This window comes from Enterorhabdus sp. P55 (genome assembly GCF_009911695.1).
GTDB lineage: Bacteria > Actinomycetota > Coriobacteriia > Coriobacteriales > Eggerthellaceae > Enterorhabdus.
This window is the reverse complement of sequence record NZ_QWKK01000006.1, coordinates 34,041-59,212: the sequence shown is the minus strand read 5'-3', so window position 1 is coordinate 59,212 and position 25,172 is coordinate 34,041. Positions and strand designations below refer to the sequence as shown.

At 69.1% G+C, this 25,172-nt stretch carries 20 protein-coding genes and 1 tRNA gene; 18 read left to right on the top strand and 3 right to left on the bottom strand.

The genetic code is table 11. The annotated features are described in order from the left end of the window. Positions 1–237: 237 nt before the first annotated feature. Both D1643_RS01390 and D1643_RS01385 read left to right on the top strand, forming a co-directional pair. On the top strand, positions 238–2,649 hold the full coding sequence (locus tag D1643_RS01390) for a molybdopterin-dependent oxidoreductase (RefSeq protein ID WP_370520245.1): 2,412 nt from the start codon (positions 238–240) through the stop codon (positions 2,647–2,649). Then, on the top strand, positions 2,636–4,195 hold the full coding sequence (locus D1643_RS01385; protein WP_160707859.1) for a molecular chaperone TorD family protein: 1,560 nt from the start codon (positions 2,636–2,638) through the stop codon (positions 4,193–4,195). The genes D1643_RS01390 and D1643_RS01385 overlap by 14 nt, the downstream gene beginning before the upstream one ends. Positions 4,196–4,337: 142 nt before the next feature. Here the strand turns inward: D1643_RS01385 and D1643_RS01380 are convergent, their stop codons facing one another. Then, positions 4,338–5,093: a hypothetical protein gene (locus tag D1643_RS01380; RefSeq protein ID WP_160707858.1), complete on the bottom strand. Its 756-nt coding sequence runs from the start codon at positions 5,091–5,093 to the stop codon at positions 4,338–4,340. A 128-nt stretch (positions 5,094–5,221) separates the two neighbouring features. On the opposite strand from D1643_RS01380, the gene D1643_RS01375 reads away from it, so the two are divergent. From D1643_RS01375 to D1643_RS01325, 11 genes are all read left to right on the top strand, one after another. After that, positions 5,222–6,253, top strand: a complete 1,032-nt coding sequence (locus tag D1643_RS01375) for a LytTR family DNA-binding domain-containing protein (RefSeq protein WP_160707857.1) — start codon at positions 5,222–5,224, stop codon at positions 6,251–6,253. 197 nt (positions 6,254–6,450) lie between these two features. Continuing rightward, complete coding sequence (locus D1643_RS01370) at positions 6,451–6,618, top strand: hypothetical protein (protein WP_160707856.1); 168 nt, start codon at positions 6,451–6,453, stop codon at positions 6,616–6,618. 10 nt (positions 6,619–6,628) lie between these two features. Then, positions 6,629–7,474 (top strand): ABC transporter ATP-binding protein, encoded by an 846-nt coding sequence (locus D1643_RS01365; RefSeq protein WP_160707855.1) that lies wholly within the window; start codon positions 6,629–6,631, stop codon positions 7,472–7,474. A 1-nt stretch (position 7,475) separates the two neighbouring features. After that, entirely contained in the window at positions 7,476–8,225 is a 750-nt protein-coding gene (locus D1643_RS01360) for an ABC transporter permease (protein ID WP_160707854.1), read from the top strand. 590 nt (positions 8,226–8,815) lie between these two features. Further along, positions 8,816–9,751, top strand: coding sequence for a class B sortase (locus tag D1643_RS01355; RefSeq protein ID WP_160707853.1), 936 nt, complete (start codon positions 8,816–8,818; stop codon positions 9,749–9,751). A gap of 133 nt (positions 9,752–9,884) precedes the next feature. After that, complete coding sequence (gene purM, locus D1643_RS01350; protein ID WP_160707852.1) at positions 9,885–10,961, top strand: phosphoribosylformylglycinamidine cyclo-ligase; 1,077 nt, start codon at positions 9,885–9,887, stop codon at positions 10,959–10,961. Continuing rightward, positions 10,951–11,565 carry a phosphoribosylglycinamide formyltransferase gene (gene purN / locus D1643_RS01345; RefSeq protein ID WP_160707850.1) on the top strand — a complete coding sequence of 205 codons (615 nt, stop codon included), beginning with the start codon at positions 10,951–10,953 and terminating at the stop codon, positions 11,563–11,565. The genes purM and purN overlap by 11 nt, the downstream gene beginning before the upstream one ends. A 408-nt stretch (positions 11,566–11,973) precedes the next feature. Then, entirely contained in the window at positions 11,974–12,963 is a 990-nt protein-coding gene (locus tag D1643_RS01340) for an XdhC family protein (protein ID WP_160707848.1), read from the top strand. A gap of 504 nt (positions 12,964–13,467) precedes the next feature. Continuing rightward, complete coding sequence (purH, locus tag D1643_RS01335; RefSeq protein WP_160707846.1) at positions 13,468–15,033, top strand: bifunctional phosphoribosylaminoimidazolecarboxamide formyltransferase/IMP cyclohydrolase; 1,566 nt, start codon at positions 13,468–13,470, stop codon at positions 15,031–15,033. A gap of 460 nt (positions 15,034–15,493) precedes the next feature. Beyond that, positions 15,494–16,669 (top strand): ATP-grasp domain-containing protein, encoded by a 1,176-nt coding sequence (locus D1643_RS01330; RefSeq protein WP_160707844.1) that lies wholly within the window; start codon positions 15,494–15,496, stop codon positions 16,667–16,669. Continuing rightward, on the top strand, positions 16,659–17,729 hold the full coding sequence (locus D1643_RS01325) for a lysylphosphatidylglycerol synthase transmembrane domain-containing protein (protein WP_236643286.1): 1,071 nt from the start codon (positions 16,659–16,661) through the stop codon (positions 17,727–17,729). Before D1643_RS01330 ends, D1643_RS01325 begins: the two co-directional genes overlap by 11 nt. Here the strand turns inward: D1643_RS01325 and D1643_RS01320 are convergent. Beyond that, entirely contained in the window at positions 17,726–18,610 is an 885-nt protein-coding gene (locus D1643_RS01320) for a methyltransferase domain-containing protein (protein ID WP_160707842.1), read from the bottom strand. The two genes, D1643_RS01325 and D1643_RS01320, sit on opposite strands and share 4 nt — an antisense overlap. 176 nt (positions 18,611–18,786) lie before the next feature. On the opposite strand from D1643_RS01320, the gene D1643_RS01315 reads away from it, so the two are divergent. Continuing rightward, a tRNA-Pro gene (locus D1643_RS01315) sits at positions 18,787–18,863 on the top strand. A 125-nt stretch (positions 18,864–18,988) separates the two neighbouring features. On the opposite strand, the gene D1643_RS01310 is transcribed toward D1643_RS01315, so the two are convergent. Beyond that, positions 18,989–19,336, bottom strand: a complete 348-nt coding sequence (locus D1643_RS01310; protein ID WP_160707840.1) for a helix-turn-helix domain-containing protein — start codon at positions 19,334–19,336, stop codon at positions 18,989–18,991. 122 nt (positions 19,337–19,458) lie between these two features. Between D1643_RS01310 and D1643_RS01305 the strand changes: the two genes are divergently transcribed. From D1643_RS01305 to D1643_RS01290, 4 genes are all read left to right on the top strand, one after another. Next, a complete protein-coding gene (locus D1643_RS01305) occupies positions 19,459–20,391 on the top strand; it encodes a radical SAM protein (protein ID WP_160707838.1) in 933 nt (310 codons plus the stop codon). 618 nt (positions 20,392–21,009) lie between these two features. After that, complete coding sequence (locus D1643_RS01300) at positions 21,010–21,780, top strand: hypothetical protein (RefSeq protein ID WP_160707836.1); 771 nt, start codon at positions 21,010–21,012, stop codon at positions 21,778–21,780. 52 nt (positions 21,781–21,832) lie between these two features. Then, entirely contained in the window at positions 21,833–24,541 is a 2,709-nt protein-coding gene (locus tag D1643_RS01295) for a molybdopterin-dependent oxidoreductase (RefSeq protein WP_160707834.1), read from the top strand. Beyond that, a complete protein-coding gene (locus D1643_RS01290) occupies positions 24,531–25,157 on the top strand; it encodes a 4Fe-4S dicluster domain-containing protein (protein WP_160707832.1) in 627 nt (208 codons plus the stop codon). The genes D1643_RS01295 and D1643_RS01290 overlap by 11 nt, the downstream gene beginning before the upstream one ends. Positions 25,158–25,172 lie beyond the last annotated feature (15 nt).

The window sequence follows — 25,172 nt, the reverse complement described above, 5'->3', positions numbered from 1 at the left end:
GCGCGGCGCTGGCGGGCGCGGCGCTGGCGGGCGCGGGCGCGGCGCTGACGGTGGGGCGTGGCGCGCTGGTTGCGACGACCGCCCGCCCTTGCCGTGGCGCCGGTTTCCGCATGAGGGGTATTCTGCGGGCGGCAGGTATAATCTCTCCGAGAGACGAGAGGGGCGAGGCCTATGGCGAGGGGCGAGCGGAGCGCGCTGACGGGACAGGCGGACTCGGCGCAGGCGGGATGGCGGGACGTGGCGGGCGATCGGGCACGGCTGGCGGCGCTGGGCCGCTTGGCCGCGTCCTGCGGGCTGTCGGCGGAGGGGCTGCTCGTGCCTGCGGACGCGCCGACGACGGGAGCAGATGCGCCTGCCGTGTCCGTCGACCCTGCCGTCCCGGTGCGCGAGACGCGGCACGCCTGGTGCCAGATGTGCGGGCCGGCCAAGACGACGTGCTCGACGCTCTGCACGTTGGAGAACGGGCGCTGGACGCATGTTGAGGGCAACCCGAACGCGCTCAACAACGGGCGGCGCGGCGGGCGGACGCTCTGCGCCAAGGGCAACGCGGCGCCGCAGATCCTCTACGACCCGTACCGCATCCTCTATCCGATGCGCCGCGTGGGCGCGAAGGGGGAGGGCCGGTTTGTGCGCTGTACGTGGGACGAGGCGCTCAGCGCCATCGCCGCGCAGCTCACGGCTCTGAGCGATGCGCACGGGCCGGCGTGCTACGGCGTGCTCTCGCCCCAGGCCTACCCGGTGCTGCGTACCGTCGGGCGGCGCTTCCTCAACGTGTTCGGCAGCCCCAACTATCTGCACAGCGGTATCTGCGCGCTCCAGCGCCGCGCGAGCAAGACGGTGACCATCGGCGCTGCCGTATGCCCGCCGGCGCAGCTGGACAAGACGCGGCTTCTGGTGGTGTGGGGCGCCAACCCTGAGAACTCGGCGGTCAACCAGGGGGCGGTGACGGCGCGGCTCGACGCGCTGGCGGCGGGCGCCACGGTGGTCGACATCCGACCGCTCCTCGACCCGCTCGCGTCGAAGGCTGACGTGTGGCTGCCGGTGCGCCCGGGCTCCGACGGCGCGCTCGCCCTGGCGTTTCTGCACGTCATCATAGGGGAGGAGCTTTACGACCGTGCCTTCGTGGACGAGTGGTGCCACGGCTTCGACGAGCTGGCGGCCCATGCGCGCGCCTTTTCGCCTGAGTGGGCCGCGCCGCTCACGGGCATCGCGGCCGTCGACATCCGCCGGGTGGCGCGGATGATGGGCACGACGCGGCCCATGGGCATCCTCTACGGCAACGGCATCGGCGACCAGCAGGTCGACGGCCACTGGACGTGCGCGGCCATCTGCCTCATCGAGGCCATCACCGGCAACCTCGACGTTCCCGGCGGGGGAGGCGCGCCCCTGCCGCCGGGCAAGCCGCTGGTGAAGGTGGCGCCCATCGACGTGCTCGCCGAACGGCTGCCCTTCTCGGAGGAGGATCGCGCCAACGGCTGGTGCGCCGGCGCGTCCAAGCTGGTGGCGCCCGAGACGCCGCGGTGGTACCAGACGCCCGCCACCTGGGAGTCCGGCCCCAACTCCGCGTACTTCCGCGCGCTCATGGGCGTGGCCCGCGATGAGCCGGGGCACCTGCGGGCGGTGCTCGGCCAGGCGTCGAACCCCTTCGGCGCCACGCGCCAGCCGGCGCGCGTGGCCGAGGCGCTGCGTAAGCTCGACCTGTACGTGGTGCACGACACGCGGTGGCATCCCGCCTGCGACTTCGCCGACTTCGTGCTGCCGGCGTGCACCCACTACGAGTGCTCGCAGCAGGTCGGCGTGAAGAACGGCCGCGAGGGCACTTTCGTCGCAGTGACCCAGCCGCTTGCGCGCCCAATGGGCGAGTCGCGGTCGGACTGGGACTTGTACCTGGGTCTGGCCGGCGCGCTCGGCCTGGGCGCCGACTTCTGGGATGGCGACATGGACGCGTGCCTGCGCGAGCAGCTGGCTGATTCGGGCCTCACGCTGGAGGAGCTGCGTGCCGCGCCCGCCGGCGTGTTCGTGGAGCGCCCGGTCGACGCGCGTCCGCCCGAGCCGCCGCGCTGCGACTACGCTCGCCTGTTCGCCCAGCTTCCCCATGGTAAGGTGCAGTGCGCCAACGACTGGCTGGGCGGTCGTCCTGACAACCGCGACGAGGGCACGCTCGGATGGCTGCCGGAGTTCACCGGCCCGCCGGAGGGCCCGGCCGAGACGCCGGAGCTGGCGCGCGAGTACCCGCTCGTGCTCTCCGATGTGCACGCCTATCGCCTGTGCGTCCACAGCTACTACACCGACACGCCCTGGCTCCACGAGCTGCAGCCGACGCCGTGGGTGAAGATCAACCCGGCTACGGCGGCGCGCTACGGCATCGCCGACGGGTCGTGGGTGCGCGTCGAGTCGCCTCACGGGCGGGTGCGCTTGGTGGCGGAGTACTTCGAGGGCGTCGCGCCGGGCGTGCTCATGACGCGTCGCGGCTGGTGGCGCGCCACCACGCCCGATGCCCCGGCTGAGCGCGTCCGCTTCGCCTGGCAGAGCGACTCCTCGGTGCTCTACGACACCGATGAGGTCCGCTTCGACCCGTTCCACTCCGCCATGGCCAAGCAGACCCTCGTGCGCATAGCCCCGTGGGAGGAAGGGGATGGAGATGAGTAGGGATGCGAAGAGGGGCGCGGGGGGCGTGATGGAGCCGAGGGCGGAGGCCTCGAAGAGCGCAAGCGCGCGGAGCGCAGAGGCGGAGGCCGCGCAGGGCGCGCCTGGCGCGGCGGGTGCGCGGGACGCGGGCGCGCCGGATGCGGCGGATTCGGGGGCTGCAGGCGCGCGGGATGCAGGGGCTGCCGAAGGCGCGCGCGGGGCGGGAATCGCGGCCCCTGCGCAGGACGCGGGCGCACGGCGCTTCGCCATCGGCTTTGACAGCACGCGGTGCGTGAAGTGCTGGGCGTGCGAGGTGGCCTGTCGCCAGTGGAGCGGCCTTGCCGCCGACGCTCCGGCTCGACGCTGGGTGCGCGAGGAGGTGCGCGGCACGTTTCCACGGGTGGAGCGCGTGTTCGTGTCGGAAGGCTGCCGGCACTGCGCCGACGCGCCCTGCGTGGCAGCCTGCGCGTTCGGCGCCCTGGGGCAGCGGGCCGACGGGCGCGTGACGGTGGACGCGGCCCGTTGCGCGGGCTGCGGGCGCTGCGCGGCGGCGTGCCCCCACGCTGTGCCGCGCTTCACGGCGTCGGGCGTCATGGACAAGTGCGACGGCTGCTTCGCGGCGGGCGTGCCCGACGGCGCCGCGCCGCACTGCGTGACCACCTGCCCGACGGGGGCGCTCGCGTTTTTCGGCCTCGCGGACGAGTCGGGAGGGCTTGAAGGCACGGCGGCCGACGGGCCGTCCTGCGCGTCTGCTGCTGCGCCCGGCGAAAGCGAGTGCGCGCCACGCGGAGCGGCGGACGCACCTGCGGGACGCGAGGGCGCGCGCCGGGCGGAAGGCCTGCTGCCAGGTGAGGGGGAGGGGAGCGCGTCCTCCTCTCCGCTTTGCAACGCAGCCGGGGGCCTTCGGGCGGCGGCTCGGTCTGCGTGGGGTGGCGGGCGCGCGGACGGGGCCGCGCGCCCTGCGGAGCGCACGGCCCCCGGGGTTTCCGCCGATGAGCTGGCGGACGCCTACGGGCTCCTGGCGGCGCTCGTCATGCGCGAGGTGCCGGCAGCCTTCCTGGCGGCGCTGCGCGACAATCTCCCGGCCGCGCCGGAGCCGCTCGCAGCGTACGCGCGCTCGCTTCAGGGGGCTGATCTCGACCGGGAGGCCGAGGAGCTGGCGGTTGACTTCGCCACGGTGCTCCTGGGGATGTCGCCGCATCCGGTGTTCCCCTATGAGTCGGCCTACGCCGACGGCGACCGCCTGCTCATGCGGCCGGTGCGTGACGACGTGGTGCGCGCCTACGCGGCCGCGGGCTTCGCGGTCGACCCGGCGCTCTGCCTGCCGGAGGATCACCTCGCCTTCGAGCTTGCCTTCGTGTCGTACCTCGCCCGGTGCGAGGCTGACGCCTGGGCAGCCGGTGACGAGGCGACGGCCGCCCAGGCCGCCGCGCGCCGCGCCGCCTTCGAGCGCGACCACCTGGGCTCGTGGGTCCCGCGCTTCGCTGCCGACTGGGCGCGCGCGAGCGCGTCCCCCTTCTACCAGGCCCTCGCTCGGCTTCTGGTCGACCTCACCGCTCCCGCCTAGGTCGCCGTGCCTCGGCGCTACCGTACCAAACTGACAATCTCTGCCAAGCCGCTGACCTGGTATAACGTCATGTTATACCAAGTCAGCGAGCATTTTCTGAGATGGCAGAGATTGTCAGTTCGGTACGCTTTGCCGCGCCCGCCTAGGCCCTTTCGGCGTCTTGGCGGGCGCGGTGGCGGAGCGCGGCGGCGAAGGCGGCAGCCGAAGCGGCCAGCCAGAGGGCGAAGACGACGCCAGTCGCGAGCCAGCCCTCGGGCGGCGTCGCGCCGATGGCCAGCCAGGAAACCGCAGAGGCACCGGCCTGAAGGGGCGAAAGGGCCGCCAGGGGCAGGATGGCCGAGTCGATGGTGGCCAGCAAGGTGGGCATGGCCAGGGCTACGAGCGCGAGATACCAGCCGCTCGTCTGGCCCTGAGCGCGCGTGATGAGCCCCATGGCGGTCGAGGCCAGCATGAACGGCACGCTCGCGAGGACTGTGGCCAGCGTCGCAGGTGCCAGCGCGCCGACGGGGACGCCTGCAATCGTGAGGCATGCCAGCGCGAGCAGCGCTATGAGGATGAGCGCGGCGAGCGCCTTTGACGCGGCGATGGCGCTCATCGATGCGCCGGCCCGGGAGAGCAGGGCGGTCGTCCCGTGCTCGCGCTCCTCCGCCATGAGCGAGAGGGGGATGACGCTGCCGCCGGTGAGCGCCGGCATGACGGCGCTGGAGGCCAGGACGAAGCGGGAGAGATCGCCGCGGGCCTGGGGGATGTCGGAGAACCCGAGGGACCATTGAGCGACGCCCCAGCACAGCAGGACGCCGAAGGCCGCCATGAAGAGGACGGTGGGCGTGCGCAGCGTGCAGCCGAGGTCGCGCAGCACCAGAGCGCCCACGGTGCGCATCGGGCTGATCTCTGGCATTCGCATGCTCCTCTCATCGTTCGAAAGTCCCCCTATTATAATAGTGCGCGGCCGGAGACGCCGGCCGGCGACGGAGGTTCCGCGGTCCGGCGGCGCGAGAGGGCAAGCCCGGCCGGAAAGGCAGAGACATGCAGGTACGGGAAGATTCCAGGGCAGGCGACGCCGCCGCGAGGGATGCGAGCGCGGTCGGCCCCGCGTCCGCGACGTCCGCCGCGGCGAGCGCGCTGCCCGTCGAGTACGCCTCGGCGGCCGACCTCGTGCGCGGCGAGGTGGGCGCAGGTCGCAGCGTGCACCTCGAGTGCTCGCGTGACGCCATGCGCGCCGCTCGCGAGGCCGTCCAAGAGCTGGCCGGCCCGCGACGCACTGCCTTCTACCTGGAGGACGACGGCGGCTTCGACCGCGATACCGTCCGCTCCTACCTGCGCTTCTTCGCGCGCCTGGCTGGCGACGCCTCCGCGGCGTCCGATGCGATCGCCCACTTCGGGCTGCGCGAGCGCGCCAGCGTCCTCGTGCCCAAGCTGACGCCGGAGGAGCGCGCGCTGCTCGGCTTCGCGCGGGTGAGCCTGCTCGACCCGGAGCTGTGCTTCTGCGAGCGCCCGCTGCTGGAACTGGGCCCCGACGCGCGCCAGACGGTGCTCGCCTGGATCGGCGCGCAGAGCGAGGCCGGCACCCTCTTCGTCACCTGCGGCCAACCCCTGCGCGAGGCTCTGCTCATGCCCGGGCGCGCCTTCTGGGAGGAGGACGGTCGCTTCCTCGCTGCCGAGGTGGACGACGATGCCGCCGACGATGAGGACGAGCCCGCCTTCGAGGGCGACGAGGTGCGCGTCTGCAAGATCGCCGCCAAGGCCGGCGACGTGACGCTGCTGCTCGACCCGCGCGAGATCGACTTCATCGAGAGCGCCAATCGCGTCAACTACGCGAGCGTCCGCGGCGAGCTGTACCCCACCGCGCTCACCATGGACGAGCTGGAGGTTGAACTCGAGCGCTTCGGGTTCTTCCGCTGCCATCGCTCCTACATCGTGAACGTGCAGAAGGTGGCGAAGGTGGAGCGCTACACGCGCAACACCTACAACCTCGTGCTCTCCGACGCGCACCACTCGTCGCTGCCGCTGTCGAAGGGCCGGGCGGAGGAGATGCGCGAGCGCTTCCGCTGGAGGTAGCGTTTCTCGGAGGGCCGCGTCGGGCGTGCTCCCCTCGTGCCCTTCGTGCTCCACTCGTGCGCCGCTGCGCTCCTCTCGTGCGGGGAGTGCTCCTGTCATTCGGGAGTTATTGCAGGTCAGGGGCCTGCTGGGCATCATGGGCCGTGTTGAGTCAACCGGCGCCGCCCAAAGCGCCCCGCACGAGAAAGAGCATCACCATGATCACCACCCACGCCTTGAGCATCCTCGTCCTCGCCCTTGCGATCGCCTTCCTCATTCTGCTCGCATCCCATGTGAGCCACGACTTCGCCCTCCGCCGCGCCAACGCGCGGATCGACGCCCTGGAGGCCGCCTGCGCGGCTGTCCCGGTCGCGGCGGCCGAGTAGGAGGGGCGCCATGGCTGCGAGCATTCTCTCCATGGAGGCGGTGAGCCTCTCGTTCAAGGACAAGCGCGTCCTCGATAACCTCACCTTCGCCATTCCGCGCGGGCAGACCTTCGGCTTCCTCGGGCCGTCGGGCGCGGGCAAGACCACCACCATCAAGCTGCTCACCCGCCAGCTCGTGAAGGACGCCGGGCGCATCAGCCTGCTGGGTCGTCCCATCGAGAAGGCGAGCCCCGCCGACTATGAGCGCATCGGCATCCTCTCGGACACGAGCGCGCTGTACGAGCGCATGAGCATCGCCGACAACCTGCGGTTCTACGCCCGGACGCGCGGCGTGAGCCACGGTCGCGTGCCGTACCTGCTCGAGCGCATGGGGCTGGCCGAATCGGGCAAGACGCTCATCAAGAACTGCTCGAAGGGCATGCGCCAGCGGGCGGCCTTGGCCGCGGCGCTCGTGCATCAGCCGGAGCTGCTGTTCCTGGATGAGCCCACGAGCGGTCTTGACCCGGCGGCTCGCGCCGAGGTTCACAAGATGCTCGGCGAGCTGAAGGAGCGCGGTACTACCGTGTTCATCACCACGCACGATATGGCCGAGGCCGAGACGGTGTGCGACCGGGTGGCCATCTTGAACGACGGGGCTATCGCGGCCTGCGATGCGCCTGATGACCTGAAGTTGCGCTATGCTCGCAACCGCGTCGTCATCCGCACGCGCACCCGCGGCGCCTTCGAGGCGGCTAAGGATGCCGCCGGAGCCGCCCTCATCGACGAGCTGATACGCGCCGGCGAGCTGGTGTCCATTCATTCTGACGAGCCTAACCTCGAGGAAGTGTTCCTCGAGGTGACCGGAAGGGAGTTCTAACGTGGAAGCCTCGATGCGCAAGCTTGGCGCGCTGCTTGACAAGGACGCGCGCGACCTGCTCAAGAACCCCACCATGGTGGTGGCCGTCATCATGCCGGTGGCCCTCACCCTGTTCTACCGCTTCTCGTTTCGCGACGCCTTGGCCGCCGGCGAGTCCGACCCGGCGATGCGCCTGATCGTCGACGGCATCTTCCTCGTCATCGCGCTCTGCATGAGCGTGGGCGTGGTGGGCGCCACCGTGCTCGTCTACGGCATCGCCGAGGAGAAGGAGAAGCATACGCTGCGCACCCTCATGCTGGCCAACGTGAGCGCGGGCCAGGTGGCGCTGGCCAAGGGGCTCGTCAGCCTGGCGGCCATCCTGGTGGTGGCGGTGGCGTGCTTCGCCCTCACGGGCGTGAGCTGGCAGTTCTTCGGCGGGTTCATCGCGTTTGCGGCCGTGGGGTCGGTGCCCATCATCCTGCTGGGCCTGGTGCTCGGACTGGCTGCGCGCGACCAGATGACCGCCGGCCTGTACAGCATGCCCATTCTGGTGATCAGCCTGGTGCCGCTGTTCACGACGTTCGCCCCGGAGGCTGAGTTCGTGGCCGGCCTCACCCCGCTCGGCGGTGTCTGCGATCTGCTGCTGCTCATGATAGAGGGCAACCTGATGTCGGCCGACGCCCTGGCTCCCGTGGCCGTCACCCTCGCCTGGACGGTGGCGGGCGCGCTGGCCTTCAAGCTGCTCTACCGCAAGCTCGCCCAGGACAACTAGGGAAGAGGCGCCGCGCGTCGGAGGGTATCCGGCGTGCGGCGCCTCTGCGTGCGGGAAGGCGACGCGCGCGCAGCCCGATCTTCCCGCCGAGGCGAACCGGGGGGGGAGGCGCGGGACGGCGAGCGGGGCGTTCCCCCCCCCGGCCCCGCCTCCCTTGGGCCGGCGTGCCTTGCGCGGCGGGGGTGGTTCGCGGTACGATAATGGGGTTATCGTAGTTTCGGCCCATGCGGCGCGCCAGGCGCGCGTCCCGTAGACAAGGGGTACCCTCCATGGACTTGTTCGGCTTCCACGTTCCCATGCAGGCGATCTGGATCATCGTCGCCATCGTCGTGCTCGTTATCGTGGCGTTCATCGCCAAGGGCTTCATCGACGAGATGAAGAAGTAACCGGGGCCGGCGTCGGACGCCCCGGGCTCGGTTGCGTCGCGGCGCGCGGCGCTGACGCCGCCGGTGGTGAAAATTGCGTAGACGACGCAGTTCACGCCCCCATTATTGGGGGCGTTCCCTATTATGGTGGGGTTAAAGGCACGAGGCCGCCGCAGGGGCGGCCGCGGCCCAAGGGGAAGGGCCGCAGAGGGAAAGGACGGTGCCGTGGCACGAGGTCACCGCAACGACGCATCGATGGACGTATCTCGCGAGGCCACCAAGGAGCGCGCCCGCAAGAAGCGCCGGGGCCCCTGGCGCGTGGTGTTCTGGCTGGCGCTGGTGGTGCTCATCGGCTCCCTGAGCGTGCTGGGCTACCTCATCTACACCTACTGGAACGGGCAGAAGGCCTACGACGACATCGTGGACGTGGCCTTCGAGGAGCCGGCTGACCCGCGGGCGGCCACCCTGGCCGACTTCCGCGTGGACTGGGACGCCCTGCGCGCCATCAACCCGGAGGTGGTGGCCTGGGTCTACATCCCCGGTACCCCCATCAACTACCCCGTGGCCCACAAGGCCGGCGACAGCGAGTACTACCTGCACCACAACTTCGCCAACTCCTCCACTGGCGAGTTCGGCGCCGAGTACGGCTGCGTCATGCTCTCGGGCGAGAACAACCCCGACTTCACCGACTCGGTGAACATCATCTACGGCCATAACATGCGCAACGGCTCGATGTTCGCCTTCTTCAACCAGATGAAGGACAACGCGGTATTCAACGAGCACCGCACCGTGTACCTGCTGACGCCGGAGGGCAACTACCTGCTCAAGTCCTTCGCCCTCGACCACGTGCCGGGGACGAGCACCGACATCGTGATCCCCAACTTCGAGACGCCTGAGGAGCTGACCGCCTACGTGCAGGATCGCATCGCGCAGTCCATCGTGACGCCCGATCCGGCGGCGCCGGCGGCGGCCGACATCACCAAGGTGTTCGCGTTCTCCACCTGCGACGGAGCTAACAACAAGAACCGCTACATCACCTTCTGCTACGTGGACGAGTTCCTGCCGCTGTCCGTGGCCTCGGCGGCTCCGTCCATGGCGCCTGAGGTGGACGGCGATGACGTGGCCGCCACCAACGACGCCGCCGCGGAGCGCGTCTCGTAAGCGCAGGCGGCTGGCGGGCGCCCGCGGCCCTTCGAGCCGCGGCGGCGTGAAGGGCCCCTGCCGGGGCCGAGGCATTTCGGTGCCGCCATCGCGCGGCGCGGATCAATCGAGAGAACGGGGAAGGACGGACAAGATGGCTGAGGAGCAGGTAACCTACGCCCAGGCCGGCGTGGACATCGAGGAAGGCGCCCGCGCGGTGGACGCCATCAAGGGCGTCGTGCACTCCACCTACCGCCCGGAGGTCGTGGGTGATATCGGCGGCTTCGGGGGGCTGTTCTCCCTGGCTGCGGCCAAGGCCATGGACGACCCGCTGCTGGTGAGCGGCACCGACGGCGTGGGCACCAAGCTCAAGCTGGCGCAGCTGGTGGGCAAGCACGACACCGTGGGCATCGACCTGGTGGCCATGTGCGCCAACGACATCTTGGCCACGGGTGCCGAACCGCTGTTCTTCCTGGACTACGTTGCCGTGGGCAAGCTGGACGCCGACGCCATGGCGAAGATCGTGGGCGGCATCAGCGAGGGCTGCCGCCAGGCCGGCTGCGCGCTCATCGGCGGCGAGATGGCCGAGCACCCCGGCGTGATGGATCCTGACGACTACGACCTGTCCGGTTTCTGCGTAGGTCTGGTGGATCGTCCGAAGATGCTCGACCCCCAGTCCGTGCGCGAGGGCGACGTGCTGGTGGGCCTGGCCTCGAGCGGCCTGCACTCCAACGGCTACTCGCTTGCGCGCAAGGTGTGCGTCGAGGGTCGCACGGCCGAGGAGCTGTCGGTGCCGGTGGAGGCGCTCGGCGGCCAGTCGGTGGCCGAGGCGCTGCTCGCGCCTACACGCATCTACGTGAAGCCGGTGCGCGCCGTGCTCGACGCCTGCCCGGACGCCGTGCGCGCGCTCGCCCACATCACTGGCGGCGGCATCACCGAGAACCTCAACCGCGCGCTGCCCGAAGCGTGCGATGCCGTGGTGGAGCTGGGCAGCTGGCCTGTGCCGCCCGTGGTGCGCCATGTGTGCGACGCTGCGCGCCTGAGCGAGGCCGAGGCGCTCAAGACGTTCAACATGGGCTTGGGCCTGGTGCTCATCGTGGATCCGGCTCGCGCCGACGAGGTACGCGACGCGCTGGTCGCCGCCGGCGAGACGCCGTACCGCGTGGGCTCTGTGGCCGCTGGCTCCGGCGTGGTGCGCTACGAGAGCGAGGGGAGCCTCTATGGCGCCTAACCTGAAGATCGGCGTGCTGCTCTCGGGCAACGGGACCAACCTCCAGGCCATCATCGACGCCGCGGCTGCGGGGCTGCCGGTGGACATCGTGGCGGCCGTGTCGTCGCGGCCCGACGCCTACGGCATCGAGCGCGCGCAGGCGGCGGGCATTCCCGTGACGGTGCTCAACCGCGACGCGTACGCCGATCCGGAGGCCGCCGACGCGCTCATCGCGCGCACGCTGCATGCCGCCGGTGCCGAGTACGTGGTGATGGCCGGCTACATGCGCAAGCTCACCCCGGTGATGCTCGACGCCTTCCCCGATCGCGTGCTTAACCTGCACCCGGCGCTGCTGCCCTCGTTCAAGGGCGCGCACGCCATCGCAGACGCCTACGCGGCGGGCGTCAAGGTGACCGGCGTTACCGTGCACCTGGCCAACGAGGACTACGACAAGGGGCCCATCGTGGCCCAGGAGCCGGTGCGCGTGGAGGAGGGGTGGTCGCTCGACGATCTGGAGGCCGCCATCCACGAGGTGGAGCATCGCCTGTATCCCGAGGTGCTGCGCATCATCGCCGAGGGGCGCATGACCCTGGGGGACGATCGCAGGGTGCGTATTGCGGGCTAGACGCGTCACCGGCGCTTGAAACCATGCGATGAAGGCCGTATAATGCGGATAAGCGGTTGCCCGTTGCCTCGGGCGGCTGCTTCACATTACCGTGACTAATGTGATGAAGAGCCGCTCTTTAGCTAAGGGGCGGCTTTTTCGTTGGCGATAACGCAAGACCAATTCAATCACCGCAACGATCACCAGACAAAAGGCCAAGAGCTCCGTCCCTGTAACCATACTGCCTCCTTGGTAAACGCCAGGATGCAGCACCGCCTATCCGCGCGCGCATGCTAGCACCTTGCTTGGGGAAAGCGGGGGAGACGTCGGGTTGGCGGTCGATCGGAGGTTGTGCTCGTTTATTCTCGTTGCGCTATAATACGGTCAGTGATTTCCGAGGGCGCAAGGGGCGCCGGATGGGGGTGCGAGATGGACAGAGCGACGCTTGAGCGTATCGCTGACGATCTGGAGGCCGGGCGCGCGCCGACGCTTGCGACGGCCGACTTCCCGGTTTTTTCCGCCGAGGCGTCGGCGGGCAATCCTCATGGAGGGCCGAAGGCGCTTGACGCTATCGCCGCCAGCTTGACGGCGGCCGACGCGCCTACCTTCCGACGGGCGCTGCGCGCGCTCGACGAGGGTGACCTGGCGTGGCTCGGCTTCAAGGTGGTGTACGACCCGGCTGCGGCGGTGGGCAACGTCGACAACGAGGTCACCAAGAAGTACGGCGAGCAGGGGTCGGCCGATGGCGAGCCGCTCGTGTTCTTCTGCAACGACGCCAAGGAGATCGTCGCTTCGCGCGAGCCGTCTGCCCGCGACGTGTTCCAGATGAAGGACGTGACGCGCGGGCCGTCGATGCACAACGAGCAGTTCGACGGTCTCACCTGGGTGAGCATGCCGCTGTTCGACCAGGTGCGCGTGGTGCTGCTGGGCGCGTCCGATGCCGCGGCCGAGGTGGCGGCGCTCGCCGACCACGTGGGCTTTCACGTGGTGGCGGTGGACTACGACCCGGCCTACCTCAACGAGGAGCGCTTCCCTGCGGCCGAGCGCGTCCTGCTTCACGGCGGCAACTTCGACGAGTTGGCCAACCTGTCCGGCGATGCGGGCGACTATGTGTGCGTGCTCACGCGCGGGCATATGTTCGATCCCGAGGGCTGCGTGTGGGCCGTGCAGGCCGGTGCGCGCTACATCGGCATGATGGGCTGCGCGGGCAAGAACTCCACGGTACACGATCTGGTTATCGGCGCGGGGGTCACCGAGGAGGACTGGGGGCGCATCAAGCGGCCCATCGGCCTGAAGTTCGGCGCCAAGACGCCGGCTGAGCTGGCTATCGCCATCGTCGCCGAGCTGGTGGACGTGCGCTATCGCGACCGCTACTCCCAGGAGGCACGCGACCGCCACGAGGCGAGTCTCGGGCGCTAGGGCGCGCACCGTCGGACGCCGGACGGCGAGGGGCTTACGACGCAAGGGGCCGCGACTCGGTTGGGTCGCGGCCCCTTGCGCGCTCGGGGCCGGTCGGGCCAGGTGCCGCTGCCGCTTTTCTCGCCGAAAATGGCACAGATCGTCAGTTTGGTACGGTTGGGGTGGGCGTAGGGCTGGTTGGCAATCTTCCCGACCTGGGGTTTTGTCCACGAGGAGCCCGTCGATTCACGCTCCAGCCGCCCGCGAGGCCCCTCGCACCGTACCAAACTGACGATTAGTGCCACAAATGCGCCTTTTTCTGGCGGTGACCGCGTGGCTCTCTCACCAGGATGCGGTCGTCGGCTTCCCGCGCTCCCCGCCGTCCCCGCCCGCCCTCTGCCATTTCGCGCCCATATCGCGCCCCGGCCCTCCGGCCGGGGCGCGCCGGCTTCTGGCGCTGCCCGCCCGCTGCGGCTGGTATGCTTAGCGGGTAGGGATTCCCGGAAGGAAAGGATGTAAGACCATATGAGCAATCCTCAAGTTAAGCGCGTGCTGATGTCGGTGACCGACAAGACCGGCATCGTGGACTTCGCGCGCGCCCTCGTCGACGAGTTCGGCGCGGAGATCATCTCCACCGGCGGCACCGCGCGTGCCATCGCCGAGGCGGGCGTGCCTGTCACCCCCATCGACGACGTGACGCAGTTTCCCGAGATGATGGACGGCCGCGTGAAGACGCTGCATCCCAAGGTGCACGGCGGCCTGCTCGCCAAGCGCGACAATGCCGACCACATGGCCCAGGCGGCCGAGCACGGCATCGAGATGATCGACATGGTGGTCGTGAACCTCTACGCCTTCGAGAAGACGGTGGCCTCGGGTGCCGACTTCGGCACCTGCATCGAGAACATCGACATCGGCGGGCCCTCTATGCTGCGCTCCGCCGCCAAGAACTTCGAGTCCGTGGCCGTGGTAACCGAGCCGGCCAGCTACGACGCCATCCTCGGCGAGATGCGCGCCAACGATGGCGCCACCACGCGCGATACCCGCGCCAAGCTGGCGCTCAAGGTGTTCCAGACCACGGCGGCCTACGACGGCGCCATCGCCGCCTGGATGGGCGCGCAGCTGGACGACGCGCAGTTCCCCGCCGAGCTGGCCGTGCGCCTCACCAAGCGCCAGGACCTGCGCTACGGCGAGAACCCGCACCAGTCCGCCGCCTTCTACGCCCGCGACGACTACCGCGGCGCCGAGCATTCGCTGGCCCATGCCGCCCAGCATCAGGGCAAGGAGCTGTCCTACAACAACTACCTCGACCTCGATGCCGCCTGGAGTGCCGTGCGCGAGTACGAGGGGCCGGCCTGCGTCATCGTCAAGCACCTGACCCCCTGCGGCGTGTGCGAGGACGCTGATGTCACCATCGCCTACCAGCGCGCCCATGAGTGCGACCCGGTGAGCGCCTACGGCGGCGTCATGGCGTTCAACCGCCCCGTCACCTCCGACACCGTGGTGGCCATCTTCGAGAACAAGCAGTTCGTGGAGGCCATCATCGCGCCCGAGTTCTCCGGCGACGCGCTGGAGATGTACAAGGCCAAGAAGAACGCGCGCCTGCTGTCCACGGGCGGGGTCAACCCGGCCGGCGGCGAGGTGGAGTTCCGCTCCGTCGAGGGCGGCCTGCTCTGCCAGGACTCCGACTCCGTGGCCGAGGACGTGGCCGCGTTCACCTGTCCCACCAAGCGCAAGCCCACCGACGAGGAGATGGCCGAGCTCGTCTTCGCGTGGAAGGCGTGCAAGTCGGTGAAGTCCAACGCCATCCTCATCGCCAAGGACCACGCGTCCGTGGGGGCCGGCGGCGGCCAGCCTAACCGCGTGAACTCCGCGCGCATCGCCGTTGAGCAGGCGGGGGAGAAGGCTCGCGGCGCCGTGGCCGCCTCTGATGCGTTCTTCCCGTTCCGCGACGGCTTCGACGTGCTGGCCCAGGCCGGCGTGACCGCCGTCATCCAGCCGGGCGGCTCCATCCGCGACGAGGAGGTCATCACCGCGGCTGACGAGCAGGGCGTGGCCATGGTGTTCACCGGCCACCGCCACTTCCGCCACTAGGCGTCGTGGCTGCTCGGGGCGGCGCGCCTCTGGGCGGCTTCCGCGCCTGCGGCCTTTTGGGGCTCCCGCTGCACAGGCGGGAGCCCCTTTTGTTGCGGGCGCGAATTCGGGCGGATTTCTGCGAGAAAGTGCGGCTTTGCATGATCTTGGCGCGCCCTCGCGAGGGGGCGAGTTGCGTTTGCCCGGGTCGCCGTCGTCCGCACGGGCGTCTGCGGGGAAGAAAGGCGCTTCTCCTGGCGCAAAATCATGCAAAGCCGCGCTTTCTCGCTCTCTGAAGGCTGATTTGCTGCCCGGCGCCGTTTGGGGCCGTCGATGCCCGCCGGCGCGCCCCGGGGAGAAACAAGTGGGGAACGCCGGGCGGAAAATAGGGCGGTGGTTTCGTGAAACGCGGAGGGCCGGGGTATACTTAGGCCCGTTGGCCGCCCACGGGCGGGTGTCTATGCCGGAAAGAGAAGCGCCCATGATCATCCTCGACGCGCCCTACGCCTCGCGACCCTTGGCGCAGTGGCTCGGGCAGTCGCAGCACCCGGTGCTCGCCAACGACTTCTCCCGCGCGCTCTCCGCTGGGGCCAAGATGCCCCTCAATCTGGTGGATGACGCGGAGGCCACTCGGCGCATCGACGCGGGCGAGCGGGTCTATACCAACTCCGAGAACGCCCTGGCCTGGATTCTCGGCCACACGTCGAACAAGGCGCTTTCCGATGCCATCCGCCTGTTCAAGGACAAGGCGGCTATGCGCGAGAGGCTGGCGCCGCTGTGCCCGGGGCTGTTCTGCGTCACCCTCGACCGTTGCGAGCTGGAGGCCGTCAACGTGGACGACCTGCCGTTGCCGGTGGTGCTCAAGCCCGCGGTGGGCTTCTGCTCCATGGGCGTCTACGTCATCGAGGAGCGTGACGACTGGGCCGCCGCCGTGGCCGGCATCGCGCGCCATGAGGGCGAGTGGCACGCCCGCTACCCTGAGGACGTCGTCGGCTCCCAGACCTACCTCGTGGAGGGCTACCTCGCGGGCACCGAGTATGCGCTCGACGCCTACTTCGACGAGGATGGGCACGCCCATGTGCTCAACGTGCTGCGCCATGACTTCGCCGGGCCGGAAGACACCTCGGATCGGCTGTACCTCACCGACGCCGCTCTTGTCGAGGGGCTGGCCCCGCGCCTGACCGCATGGTTGGACCAGGTGAACGCCCTGGTGGGCGCCCGGTCGTTCCCCGTGCATGTGGAGCTGCGCATCGACGGCGACGTCATCGCCCCCATCGAGTTCAACCCGCTGCGTTTCGCGGGGCTCGGCGGCACGGACGTGGCCTACTACGCGGTGGGCCTGCGCACCTACCAGGCCTTCCTGGAGGGGGACGATCCTGATCTGCCGGCGCTCTACGCCGCGCATCCGGGGGACGTGTTCTCCCTGTCGCTGCTGACCCCGGCGCCCGACGCGGATCTGACGCGTCCCTTCGACTACGAGGCCCTGGCCTCCCATTTCACCGACGTGCTGGCGCTCGTGCCCTTCGACGTGCAGGCTGTGGGGGCCTACGGGTTCCTGTTCCTGCGCACCGACGCGGCTACCGCGGCCGAGCGCGACTGGCTGCTCCATGCCGACTTGGAGGCCTTCGTAGACGGGAGGGATGGCGATGAGCGATAATCCCGCCATGACCCCTGAGCCGCCCGAGCAGAGCGTCGAGAAGAGTTCGCGCTCGAGCCTGAGCAAGATCCTAGCCGGTGGCGTGCTCGTCATCGTGCTGGCCGTTATCTTCCTGCGCGGCGATCAGCTGGTGGAGCTGGCCGACACGGTGCGCAAGGGCGCGCCGGTGTTCCTGGCACTGGCCGTCGTCTCCCAGCTGGGCAAGTACTTCGCTCAGGGCTGGGCCTACATCTACTGCTTCCATGCCGTGAGCGAGGGCTTCCGCTTTCGCGAGTCCATCAAGCTCGTCTTCGGCACCTTCTTCATGAACACGGTGGCGCCTTCGCTCAACTTGGCGGGCATGACGCTCGTGGTGGACGACGCCGCCAAGCGCGGCATTCCCGCGGGGCGTGCCACGAGCGCGGCGCTGCTCATGCAGGTCACCATCGACACGGGCTTCGTGGTCATCATGCTCATCGGGTTCGGCCTGCTCAGCGTGACGGTGGGTCTGCAGCCGGGATGGCTTTTGGTGGGGCTTCTGGCCGTGCTGCTGGTGAGCGTGCTCGTCACGGTGATGATCGTGGGCGGTAAGCGCCCCGAGCTGGTCATTCGCGTGCTCACGCCCATCGAGCGCCTGGCCGACCGCGTGCTGCGCAAGTTCAAGAAGGGACCCATCGACGGCTGGGCTGATCGCACGGTGCGGTCGTTCTCCGAGGCGTCGGGCCTCATCGTGCAGAACCCCCGCAAGACCGCGGCGGCCTTCGGCTTCTCCATCCTGGCGAGCACCTTTGAGCTGGGCTGCTTCGCGCTGACCGGCGTGGCCTTCGGCGTGCAGGCCATCGAGCCGCTCGTCTGCGGCTATGTGGTGGCCACGCTCTTCGCCATGATCTCGTTCACGCCCCAGGGCGTGGGCGTGGTGGAGGCGGCGGTGCTCGTGGCGTTCACGCTGTTCGGCATCAGCCAGGCCACGGGCATCGCGGTTGTCATGGTATACCGCGGCATCGTATTCTGGCTGCCGTTCCTGGTGGGGGCCATTCTCATCCAGCGGACGAAGGCCTTCCGGGGCAAGGGCGCGGCTTAGACGTTCCAGGCAAGGAAGGCCCAGGTGGTGACGCGGGGCTCGCGGAGGCGCCAGGCGCCCTCGGGGACGCCCTTGCGGTCGGGTTGGCCGGCGTGCTCGTTGGGAATCAGCTGATCATCGAGCCAGGTGCGCAGGTGCGCGAGGGCGGCCTCCTCCTCGGCGGGGGAGCTGTCGCTGCTGAGGGCGCTGCGCACCATGGCCTCGTAGTCGTCGCGGGCTGCCTGGGGCGTGGCGTAGGTCGCGTCGCGCTCGCTGGAGATGTAGGCCACCTCGGGGCGCAGCCCATGGTCGACGAGGATGTTGAAGGCGAACTGGAAGTCCTCGCCTGGCTGGTGGGGCAGCTCGGCCGCTCGCAGCGCCCGGCTGTCCACCCGCGGCGAGGCGTCGGCCGTGAGGGTGATGCCCACGCGGCGACGCGCCACGGCAGTGAGCTTGAGCAGCGAGTCCTCCAAGTCGCTCGTGGCGATGGAGCGCGACGCCACGCACACGTCGTGGCTGCGTGGGCCCACGCCGTGGGCCGCCCAATCGGCCTCCCAGCTCATCTGCAGGGCCTTGATGCCCGTGACGCCCCGCTCGGCCGCCAGGTCGTCCATGACGCCCAGCATGCCGGCGGAGAAGTCGGCCGCGGTCACCGGGTGGCCGGCCGCCGCCAGGGGCAGCGCGAGCGCGCCCGTGCCGCAGCCCATGTCGAAGACGGACTCGCCGGGGCGGACGGCGGCCAGCTCCAGGAAGCGATCCACGTAGAGGCTCGGGGCGTCCTTGGTGGCGAAGGTCTTGGAGCGCTCGTCCCAGAACGCGGCGTCATCGGGCGCGCGCCGCAGCCTCTGGCGCTCTTTCCAGGCGTCGTTCCAGGGGGAGGAGGGGCTGGTGCTCTGCGTCATGGGGTCTCCTTCGTCGGCGAGCGCGCTGCCTGCGCTGCCCGCTCGGGGCGTCGCGTGCTATATGTTCTCAATTGAGTATAACTCCATCGCGCCTATCTGCGGCCGCTGACAAGTTCATCGTTGCCAATTCAGGCGGGTGTGGTATCATATCGAGCGCTGTCGATGAGACAGCCTTTCGGGATGTGGCTCAGCTTGGTAGAGCGCTGCGTTCGGGACGCAGAGGCCGCAGGTTCAAATCCTGTCATCCCGACCACTAACTCAGGGGTCGCCTTCGGGCGGCCCCTCTTGTTGCTTGGCCCCTTCGAGGGCGGGCGCGTCTCGCACGCGCCCGCCACCCTGACCTGTTTGGTAGCGCGTCTCCGTCACTTCTTTGAGGGGCTACGCCTCATCGCAGAGCCAGCGCTGGCTCCAGAGTACCATGGCGTTCAGGATGGGAATGAAGCTCGCGCCCAGATCGGTCAGCGAGTACTCCACGCGAGGTGGAATCTCGCGGTAGATCTCGCGATGCACCAGGTCGTCGGCCTCAAGCTCGCGCAGCTGCTTGGTCAGCGTGGACTGCGAGATGCCCTCGATACGCCGCATCAGCTCGCCGAAGCGCTGCACCTCGTAGGTGGCGATGTACCAGAGGATGAGGATCTTCCATTTGCCGCCGAGTACGGCTTGCATGCGGCTCATGGATTCGCAGCGGGCGAGCGCGCGCTTGTCGGTGAACTTGTTATCAGCCATGGTTCTCCCTGGTGAGTAGTAATAGTGCAATTTTGGTGACTACCAACATAAAAGATCGGTACTGGTACTGCAAGCACCATAGCGGCATCCTAGCTGGTGAAAATCACGGCGAAAGGAGCCCCATGCACTACACGGGAACCATCTGGCGGCCGCCCTACGAGGCCGGCTCGCTCATCATCGAGGCCACGGCGGGCTGCACCCACCGGCGCTGCAAGTTCTGCACCTTGTACGAGGATCTGCCGTTCAAGTTCCGTCCCTCGCCCCTCGATGACATCGAGGCTGACCTGCTCGAGGCGCAGACCTGGTATCATGATCCGCTGCGAAAGGCGGAAGAACGTCTCTTCGAGCGCGAGCCTGCGCAGGTCAGCCGTGTGTTCCTGGCCGGCGCGAACCCCTTCGCGCTGAAGGCGGCGCGGCTGCGGAAGATAGCGGAGCTCGTGCGGCGCTCCTTTCCCAGCTGCGAGAGCATCGGCTGCTTCGCGCGCGTGACTGACGTGACGGCGAAGACCGACGAGGAGCTGCGGACCCTGCGCGCGGCGGGGTTCGACGGACTCACGCTGGGCATTGAGACGGGCGACGACGCGGCGCTGGCCTTCATGGACAAGGGCTATGGCGCCCAAGACATCGTGACCCAGTGCCGGCGGCTCGACGAGGCCGGCATCCGCTACGCGTTCTTCTACCTTGCGGGCATCTCCGGGCGGGGGCGCGGCCTTGAGGGCGCCCGCGCCACGGCGGCGGTGTGCAACCAGGCGAATCCCTGGCTCATCGGCGCGAACATGCTCACCGTCTACCCCACGTCAGCCCTGTACCGCGAGATGCAAGCCGGCCGCTGGACGGAGGAGGCGGAGGTGGAGAAGTACGAGGAAATTCGCGAGCTCGTCGCCGGCCTGCGCATTCCCGTCACCTTCGCCATGCTGGGTGCCTCTAACCCCGTGATGCTCCAGGGGCAGCTGCCCCGCCAGCGTGAGCAGCTCATCGACGCCCTGACCGCCATCGTCGCCGACATCGGCGAGGAGCGCCTTCGCGCCTACCGCACCAACCTGCGGCACCTGTAGGTCGGCGCGCCGAGGCGGGGCATCGGGGTGGAAACGGCCTGGCGGGAGGTGCCAGGCCGGGTGTCGGCAGGGTGCGGGCGGGCGCCGGCGGGGTGCGGGGCGGAGCTATCGCGCGGGCGCCTCCGCACCCGGGCGCGCCCGCCCGGCGGGCGGATCCGGGTTTCTGGCCAAAAACACCGTGGTTTACGCCGTGCGCGGGGCCGCGGCGCGCCGGCTGCCGGCGTTTCCCCAGGTCGCGCGCTGCCGCCGGGGCGCCCTCGGGCTCGGGTGTCCCCTCCGGGCGCGTAAACCGCGGCGAAATTGGCCAGGAATCGCGGATTCGCCCCCCCACCCGGCTCCCTCGCGTCGCCTGAGCGCGGGCCCCTCGCGTCCTGCGCCTGATCCTCGGCTTCCGCCGGCTCTCCGTCTCGCTCCCGCGAGGACGGGTGATGGCCCGTCCTACGCGATGGCGTCTCCTGCAATGCACGATGAGGGCGTTCACCTGGGGAAACGATAGCGTTATCACCCATGGTTGGCGAGGCGCGCCTTGGCTGAGGTTTCGCCCATTACGGACGTTTCGGGACGCCCCGCCTCTTCGGTAGAGTCGTTTTCGCACGAACGAGACCGAGGAGGGGAATCATGGGGAATTCCAATCCGGACGCCGCGCTGGCCGCGGCTGACGTACGCGTCGCCGAAGCGCTGGCCGCCGACCTCGCCGACGAGCCTGCTTCCTTCGAGGAGGCCGTCCAGCGCGTGAGGGCCTGCGTCACCGCCAACCACGCCAACACGCTGCCGCTGCTCGCCTGCCTGCGGGCGGTACCCGAGCCGACGCCCTATCGCGAGGCCGCCGACGCCGTGGATGCCCTGCCCGTCAGGGGGCTCTCCACCCAGAACGCCTACGTGCTGTTCGACCTCCTGGAGAAGTCCGGCGGCGTGCGGGCCATCCCCATCGCCGAGCCCGCCGTCGTGCCGGGCCCCGCTTCCGACGAACCTGCCCCCTCAGCCGGCTTCGAGCCTGCCTCGATCCCGGCCCCTGCCGACCCCGCGCCCGCGCCTGCCCCGGCCTCCCTCCCTGACCAGCCGGTCGACCACCTGCTGGTCATCACCGAGGCAGGTCGCGCGGTGCTTGACGAGTTCGAGCCGTCTCGTCGCCTGGCCGCCCTCCTTGAGGAGGAGCCGGCCGGCTACGCCGACGCCTACGGGCGCGTGCTCGACCTCTGCTCCGCGCCTGAGGGCGCCTCCCGCGCCGAGGTGGAGGAGGCCCTGGCGGGTCATCCGGCCCTTCTCTCGCCGAAGCAGATCTACCCCAACTACTTCATATCGAAGCTTGAGACCGTTGACGGTATCTCTTGGGACGGTCGCTGGCATGCCACCGAGTCTGGCCTGCGCCTGCGTGCCCTGGCCGGCTAACGGCCATCCCAATGAATACAGTGCAGAAGAGAGTCAAGAAGGAGGGAGCTTAATGAGCCATTCCAGCATGACACGTCGTGGGTTCCTGAAGTCCACGGCAGCCATGGGGGCCGTGGCTGCGCTCGGCATCAGCGCGGCTGGCAGCCTCGTCGAGGCCGATCCCGCTCACGCGGCGACGGCAGGGGAGGAGAAGGTCTACAAGACCTCGTGCCGCGCCTGCATCGCCAACTGCGCGGTGCTCGCCCACGTGCGCGACGGCCGCGTCATCAAGATCGAGGGCAACCCGGAAAGCCCCATGTCCCGCGGCGGCGTGTGCGCCAAGGGCCTGGCGGGCATCCAGGCGCTCTACCACCCCAACCGCAACAAGTACCCCATGCGCCGCGTGGGCGAGCGCGGCGGCAACCAGTGGGAGCGCATCAGCTGGGAGGACGCCATCACCGAGGTGGCCACCAAGATCAACGAGATGTCCGACAAGTACGGCTCCGAGTCCATCTCCGTCTCCACGGGCGGCGGCGGAAACCCGCACTTCTCCAACATCAAGCGCTTCGGTGAGGCCATCAACACCCCCAACGTGTGGGAGCCTGGCTGTGCCCAGTGCTACCTGCCCCGCATGGGCGCGGCGCTGCTGGCTTACGGCCGCGGCAAGCCCAACAACCTGTCCTTCTCGGACTCCAACGGCTGGGACTACTACTACGTCGACAGCCCGGTGACCTCGCTCGTGCTGTGGGGCACCGACCCGTCTAACTCCTCGGTCGCCACGGGCGGCCGTGCGCTGGCGGAGCTGCGTGCCCGTCCCCAGGGCCTCAAGACGGTGGTCATCGATCCGCGCTACACCCTCGACGCCGCCAAGGCCGACGTGTGGCTGCCCATCCGCCCCGGCACCGACGTGGCGCTGCTGCTCACCTGGACGAAGTGGATCCTCGACAACGAGAAGTACGACGAGGAGTTCTGCCGCGCCTGGACGAACATGCCCTACCTCATCAACCCCGAGACGCGTCTGACCCTCAAGGCCACCGAGGCAGGCCTGCCCGGCACCGATGCGGACTACGTCATCTGGGATCCGACCGCGAACGCGCCGGTGGTCGTCCAGTACCCGATGAACGAGGGCGTCGCCGCCCCGCTGTTCGGCACCTACGAGGTCAACGGCATGCAGTGCCCCACTGGCGGCGAGCTGCTCAAGCAGTCCGTCGAGGAGTGGACGCTCGAGAAGGGCGCCGAGGTCTGCTGGCTCGACGCCGACCAGATCGAGCGCGCGCTGGAGATCTACACCGATCCCGAGGGCCAGTCCGGCATCATGCAGGGCGTGGCCATCGACCAGTACGCCCAGTCGCAGCAGAGCGCCCTGGGCGCCCTCAACCTCGAGTTCCTCAGGGGCAACGTCGAGAAGCCCGGCACCATGCTCCAGAGCTTCGCGCCCGCCCCGTGCAAGGACCAGCTGGGCAACACCCCGCGCCTGCTGTCGAAGGAAAAGGTGATGAAGCGCGCCGGCTACTTGGAGCACAAGGGCCTCATCTGCTGGGACATGGCGTTCATCCCCGGCGTGTTCGACATGATGCGCGACGGCGATCCCTACCAGATCCATATGTGGATCGAGCGCTCGGGCAACAAGCACGTGGTGTTGGGCAACTCGTCGTGCCTCGACGAGGTCACCCCGAACGTGGACTACATCGTGCACGCCTTCATGTACCCCACCGCCTTCTCGGTGCTCTGCGCCGACCTCATCCTGCCCACGACCGAGTGGCTGGAGACCAACCTTCCCATCCCGCAGCTCAACACCATCGTCATGCGCCAGGCGGTCACCCACCTGTTCGAGACGGTGGAAGAGGGCATCATCTGGACGAACATCGTGCAGAAGTGCGCTGAGCTGGGCAACGAGCATGCGGCCAAGGCCTTCGACGCCGAGGCGTGCATGACCACCCCGTTCTACAAGAACGAGTACGAAAAGCAGCTCCAGCACCTCAATAAGCTGGACATGACCTGGGAGGAGGCTTGCGAGGAGGGCGTCATCACGTGGGCCGAGGAGGACGAGTACCGCACCTACGGCGTCTACCTGAAGCCCGATCCCGCCACCGGCCTGCCCAAGGGCTTCGGCACCCCCTCCAAGAAGCTCGAGGTGTACTGCGAGTCCAACATCATCCTGGGCCGCACCGGCGCCCCCTGGGCCCAGTGCGCCGAGGAGAAGCCGCTCGTGCTGGAGCCGGCCTCTGCGGACTACGAGCCTTTGGCCTACTACGAGGAGCCGGCCGAGTCGCCCCTGACCGACACCGAGTACCCGCTTGTGCTCACGGAGGGCCGCCTGCCCATGTACCACCACGGCACGCTGCGCAACATCCCCTACCTGCGCGAGATCTACCCGGTGCCCGAGATGTGGATCCACCCGGAGGACGCCGAGAAGTACGGCATCGCCGACGGCCAGTGGGTGAACATCGAGAGCCGCCGCGGCAAGACCCACGGCGTGGCCCGCGTGACGACGGGCATCGCCAAGGGCGTCGTCTATCAGGAGCGCTTCTGGGCGCCTGAGCTGCTGGACTCCGACGACCCGGCCCAGGCCTACAAGGTGATGAACGTCAACGTTCTCACCAAGAACGACCCGCCCTATAACCCGGAGTACGGCACCTACACGCTGCGCGGCTTCCAGGTGAAGGTAAGCCCCAGCGACGATGAGATTCTCAAGAGCGTGTGGACCGAGCCCGAGCAGTTCAACGCTTGGATGCCCGCTCCCAGCGACCCGACCGAGGATGTGTATGAATATGGCGCATAACTGCATTGTGGTGAACCTCGACCGCTGCACCGGCTGCTTCGGCTGCGAGGTCGCCTGCAAGATGGAGAACGACGTGGCCCTGGGCCAGCGCTGGTCCAAGGTGTTCACCGTGGGGCCGGTGGGGGAGTACCCCGACATGACCCGCTACGCGCTGCCGACCATGTGCCAGCAGTGCGAGGACGCCCCCTGCGTGTCGGTGTGCCCCACCGGCGCGAGCTACCGCGACAAGGACAACGTGGTGCTGGTGAACAAGGAGCAGTGCATCGGCTGCAAGTACTGCATGATGGCCTGCCCCTACGGCGTGCGCTCCTGGAACGAGGCCGAGGGCTGCGTGGAGAAGTGCACCCTGTGCGGCCATCTCACCTCCCAGGGCAAGCAGCCCGCCTGCGTGAAGAGCTGCGCGGCTGGCGCCCGCTTCTACGGCGACCTGGACGATCCGAACTCGGAGGTGTCCAAGGAGCTGGCGAAGTACGACGAGAAGGACATCCACGTCCTGCGCGACGCGGGCAACAAGCCTGCCACCCGCTACATCATGACCGAGAAGATCGGCACGTGGTACGACCGCGTCGAGCCGCGTGGCGGCCACCAGACGGCGGCCTACCCGGTCGAGGACTAGAAGAGAGGAGACCAA

What these genes read in the sequence shown, in the direction of transcription:
- D1643_RS01300 (WP_160707836.1), top strand. Translation starts at nt 21,010, where the DNA reads ATGGGGAATTCCAATCCGGACGCCGCGCTGGCCGCGGCTGACGTACGC.
- D1643_RS01295 (WP_160707834.1), top strand. Translation starts at nt 21,833, where the DNA reads ATGAGCCATTCCAGCATGACACGTCGTGGGTTCCTGAAGTCCACGGCA.
- D1643_RS01375 (WP_160707857.1), top strand. Translation starts at nt 5,222, where the DNA reads ATGCAGGTACGGGAAGATTCCAGGGCAGGCGACGCCGCCGCGAGGGAT.
- purH (WP_160707846.1), top strand. Translation starts at nt 13,468, where the DNA reads ATGAGCAATCCTCAAGTTAAGCGCGTGCTGATGTCGGTGACCGACAAG.
- D1643_RS01385 (WP_160707859.1), top strand. Translation starts at nt 2,636, where the DNA reads ATGGAGATGAGTAGGGATGCGAAGAGGGGCGCGGGGGGCGTGATGGAG.
- D1643_RS01305 (WP_160707838.1), top strand. Translation starts at nt 19,459, where the DNA reads ATGCACTACACGGGAACCATCTGGCGGCCGCCCTACGAGGCCGGCTCG.
- D1643_RS01320 (WP_160707842.1), bottom strand. Translation starts at nt 18,610, where the DNA reads ATGACGCAGAGCACCAGCCCCTCCTCCCCCTGGAACGACGCCTGGAAA.
- D1643_RS01310 (WP_160707840.1), bottom strand. Translation starts at nt 19,336, where the DNA reads ATGGCTGATAACAAGTTCACCGACAAGCGCGCGCTCGCCCGCTGCGAA.
- D1643_RS01380 (WP_160707858.1), bottom strand. Translation starts at nt 5,093, where the DNA reads ATGCCAGAGATCAGCCCGATGCGCACCGTGGGCGCTCTGGTGCTGCGC.
- D1643_RS01365 (WP_160707855.1), top strand. Translation starts at nt 6,629, where the DNA reads ATGGCTGCGAGCATTCTCTCCATGGAGGCGGTGAGCCTCTCGTTCAAG.
- D1643_RS01370 (WP_160707856.1), top strand. Translation starts at nt 6,451, where the DNA reads ATGATCACCACCCACGCCTTGAGCATCCTCGTCCTCGCCCTTGCGATC.
- D1643_RS01290 (WP_160707832.1), top strand. Translation starts at nt 24,531, where the DNA reads ATGGCGCATAACTGCATTGTGGTGAACCTCGACCGCTGCACCGGCTGC.
- D1643_RS01330 (WP_160707844.1), top strand. Translation starts at nt 15,494, where the DNA reads ATGATCATCCTCGACGCGCCCTACGCCTCGCGACCCTTGGCGCAGTGG.
- D1643_RS01325 (WP_236643286.1), top strand. Translation starts at nt 16,659, where the DNA reads ATGAGCGATAATCCCGCCATGACCCCTGAGCCGCCCGAGCAGAGCGTC.
- purM (WP_160707852.1), top strand. Translation starts at nt 9,885, where the DNA reads ATGGCTGAGGAGCAGGTAACCTACGCCCAGGCCGGCGTGGACATCGAG.
- D1643_RS01340 (WP_160707848.1), top strand. Translation starts at nt 11,974, where the DNA reads ATGGACAGAGCGACGCTTGAGCGTATCGCTGACGATCTGGAGGCCGGG.
- purN (WP_160707850.1), top strand. Translation starts at nt 10,951, where the DNA reads ATGGCGCCTAACCTGAAGATCGGCGTGCTGCTCTCGGGCAACGGGACC.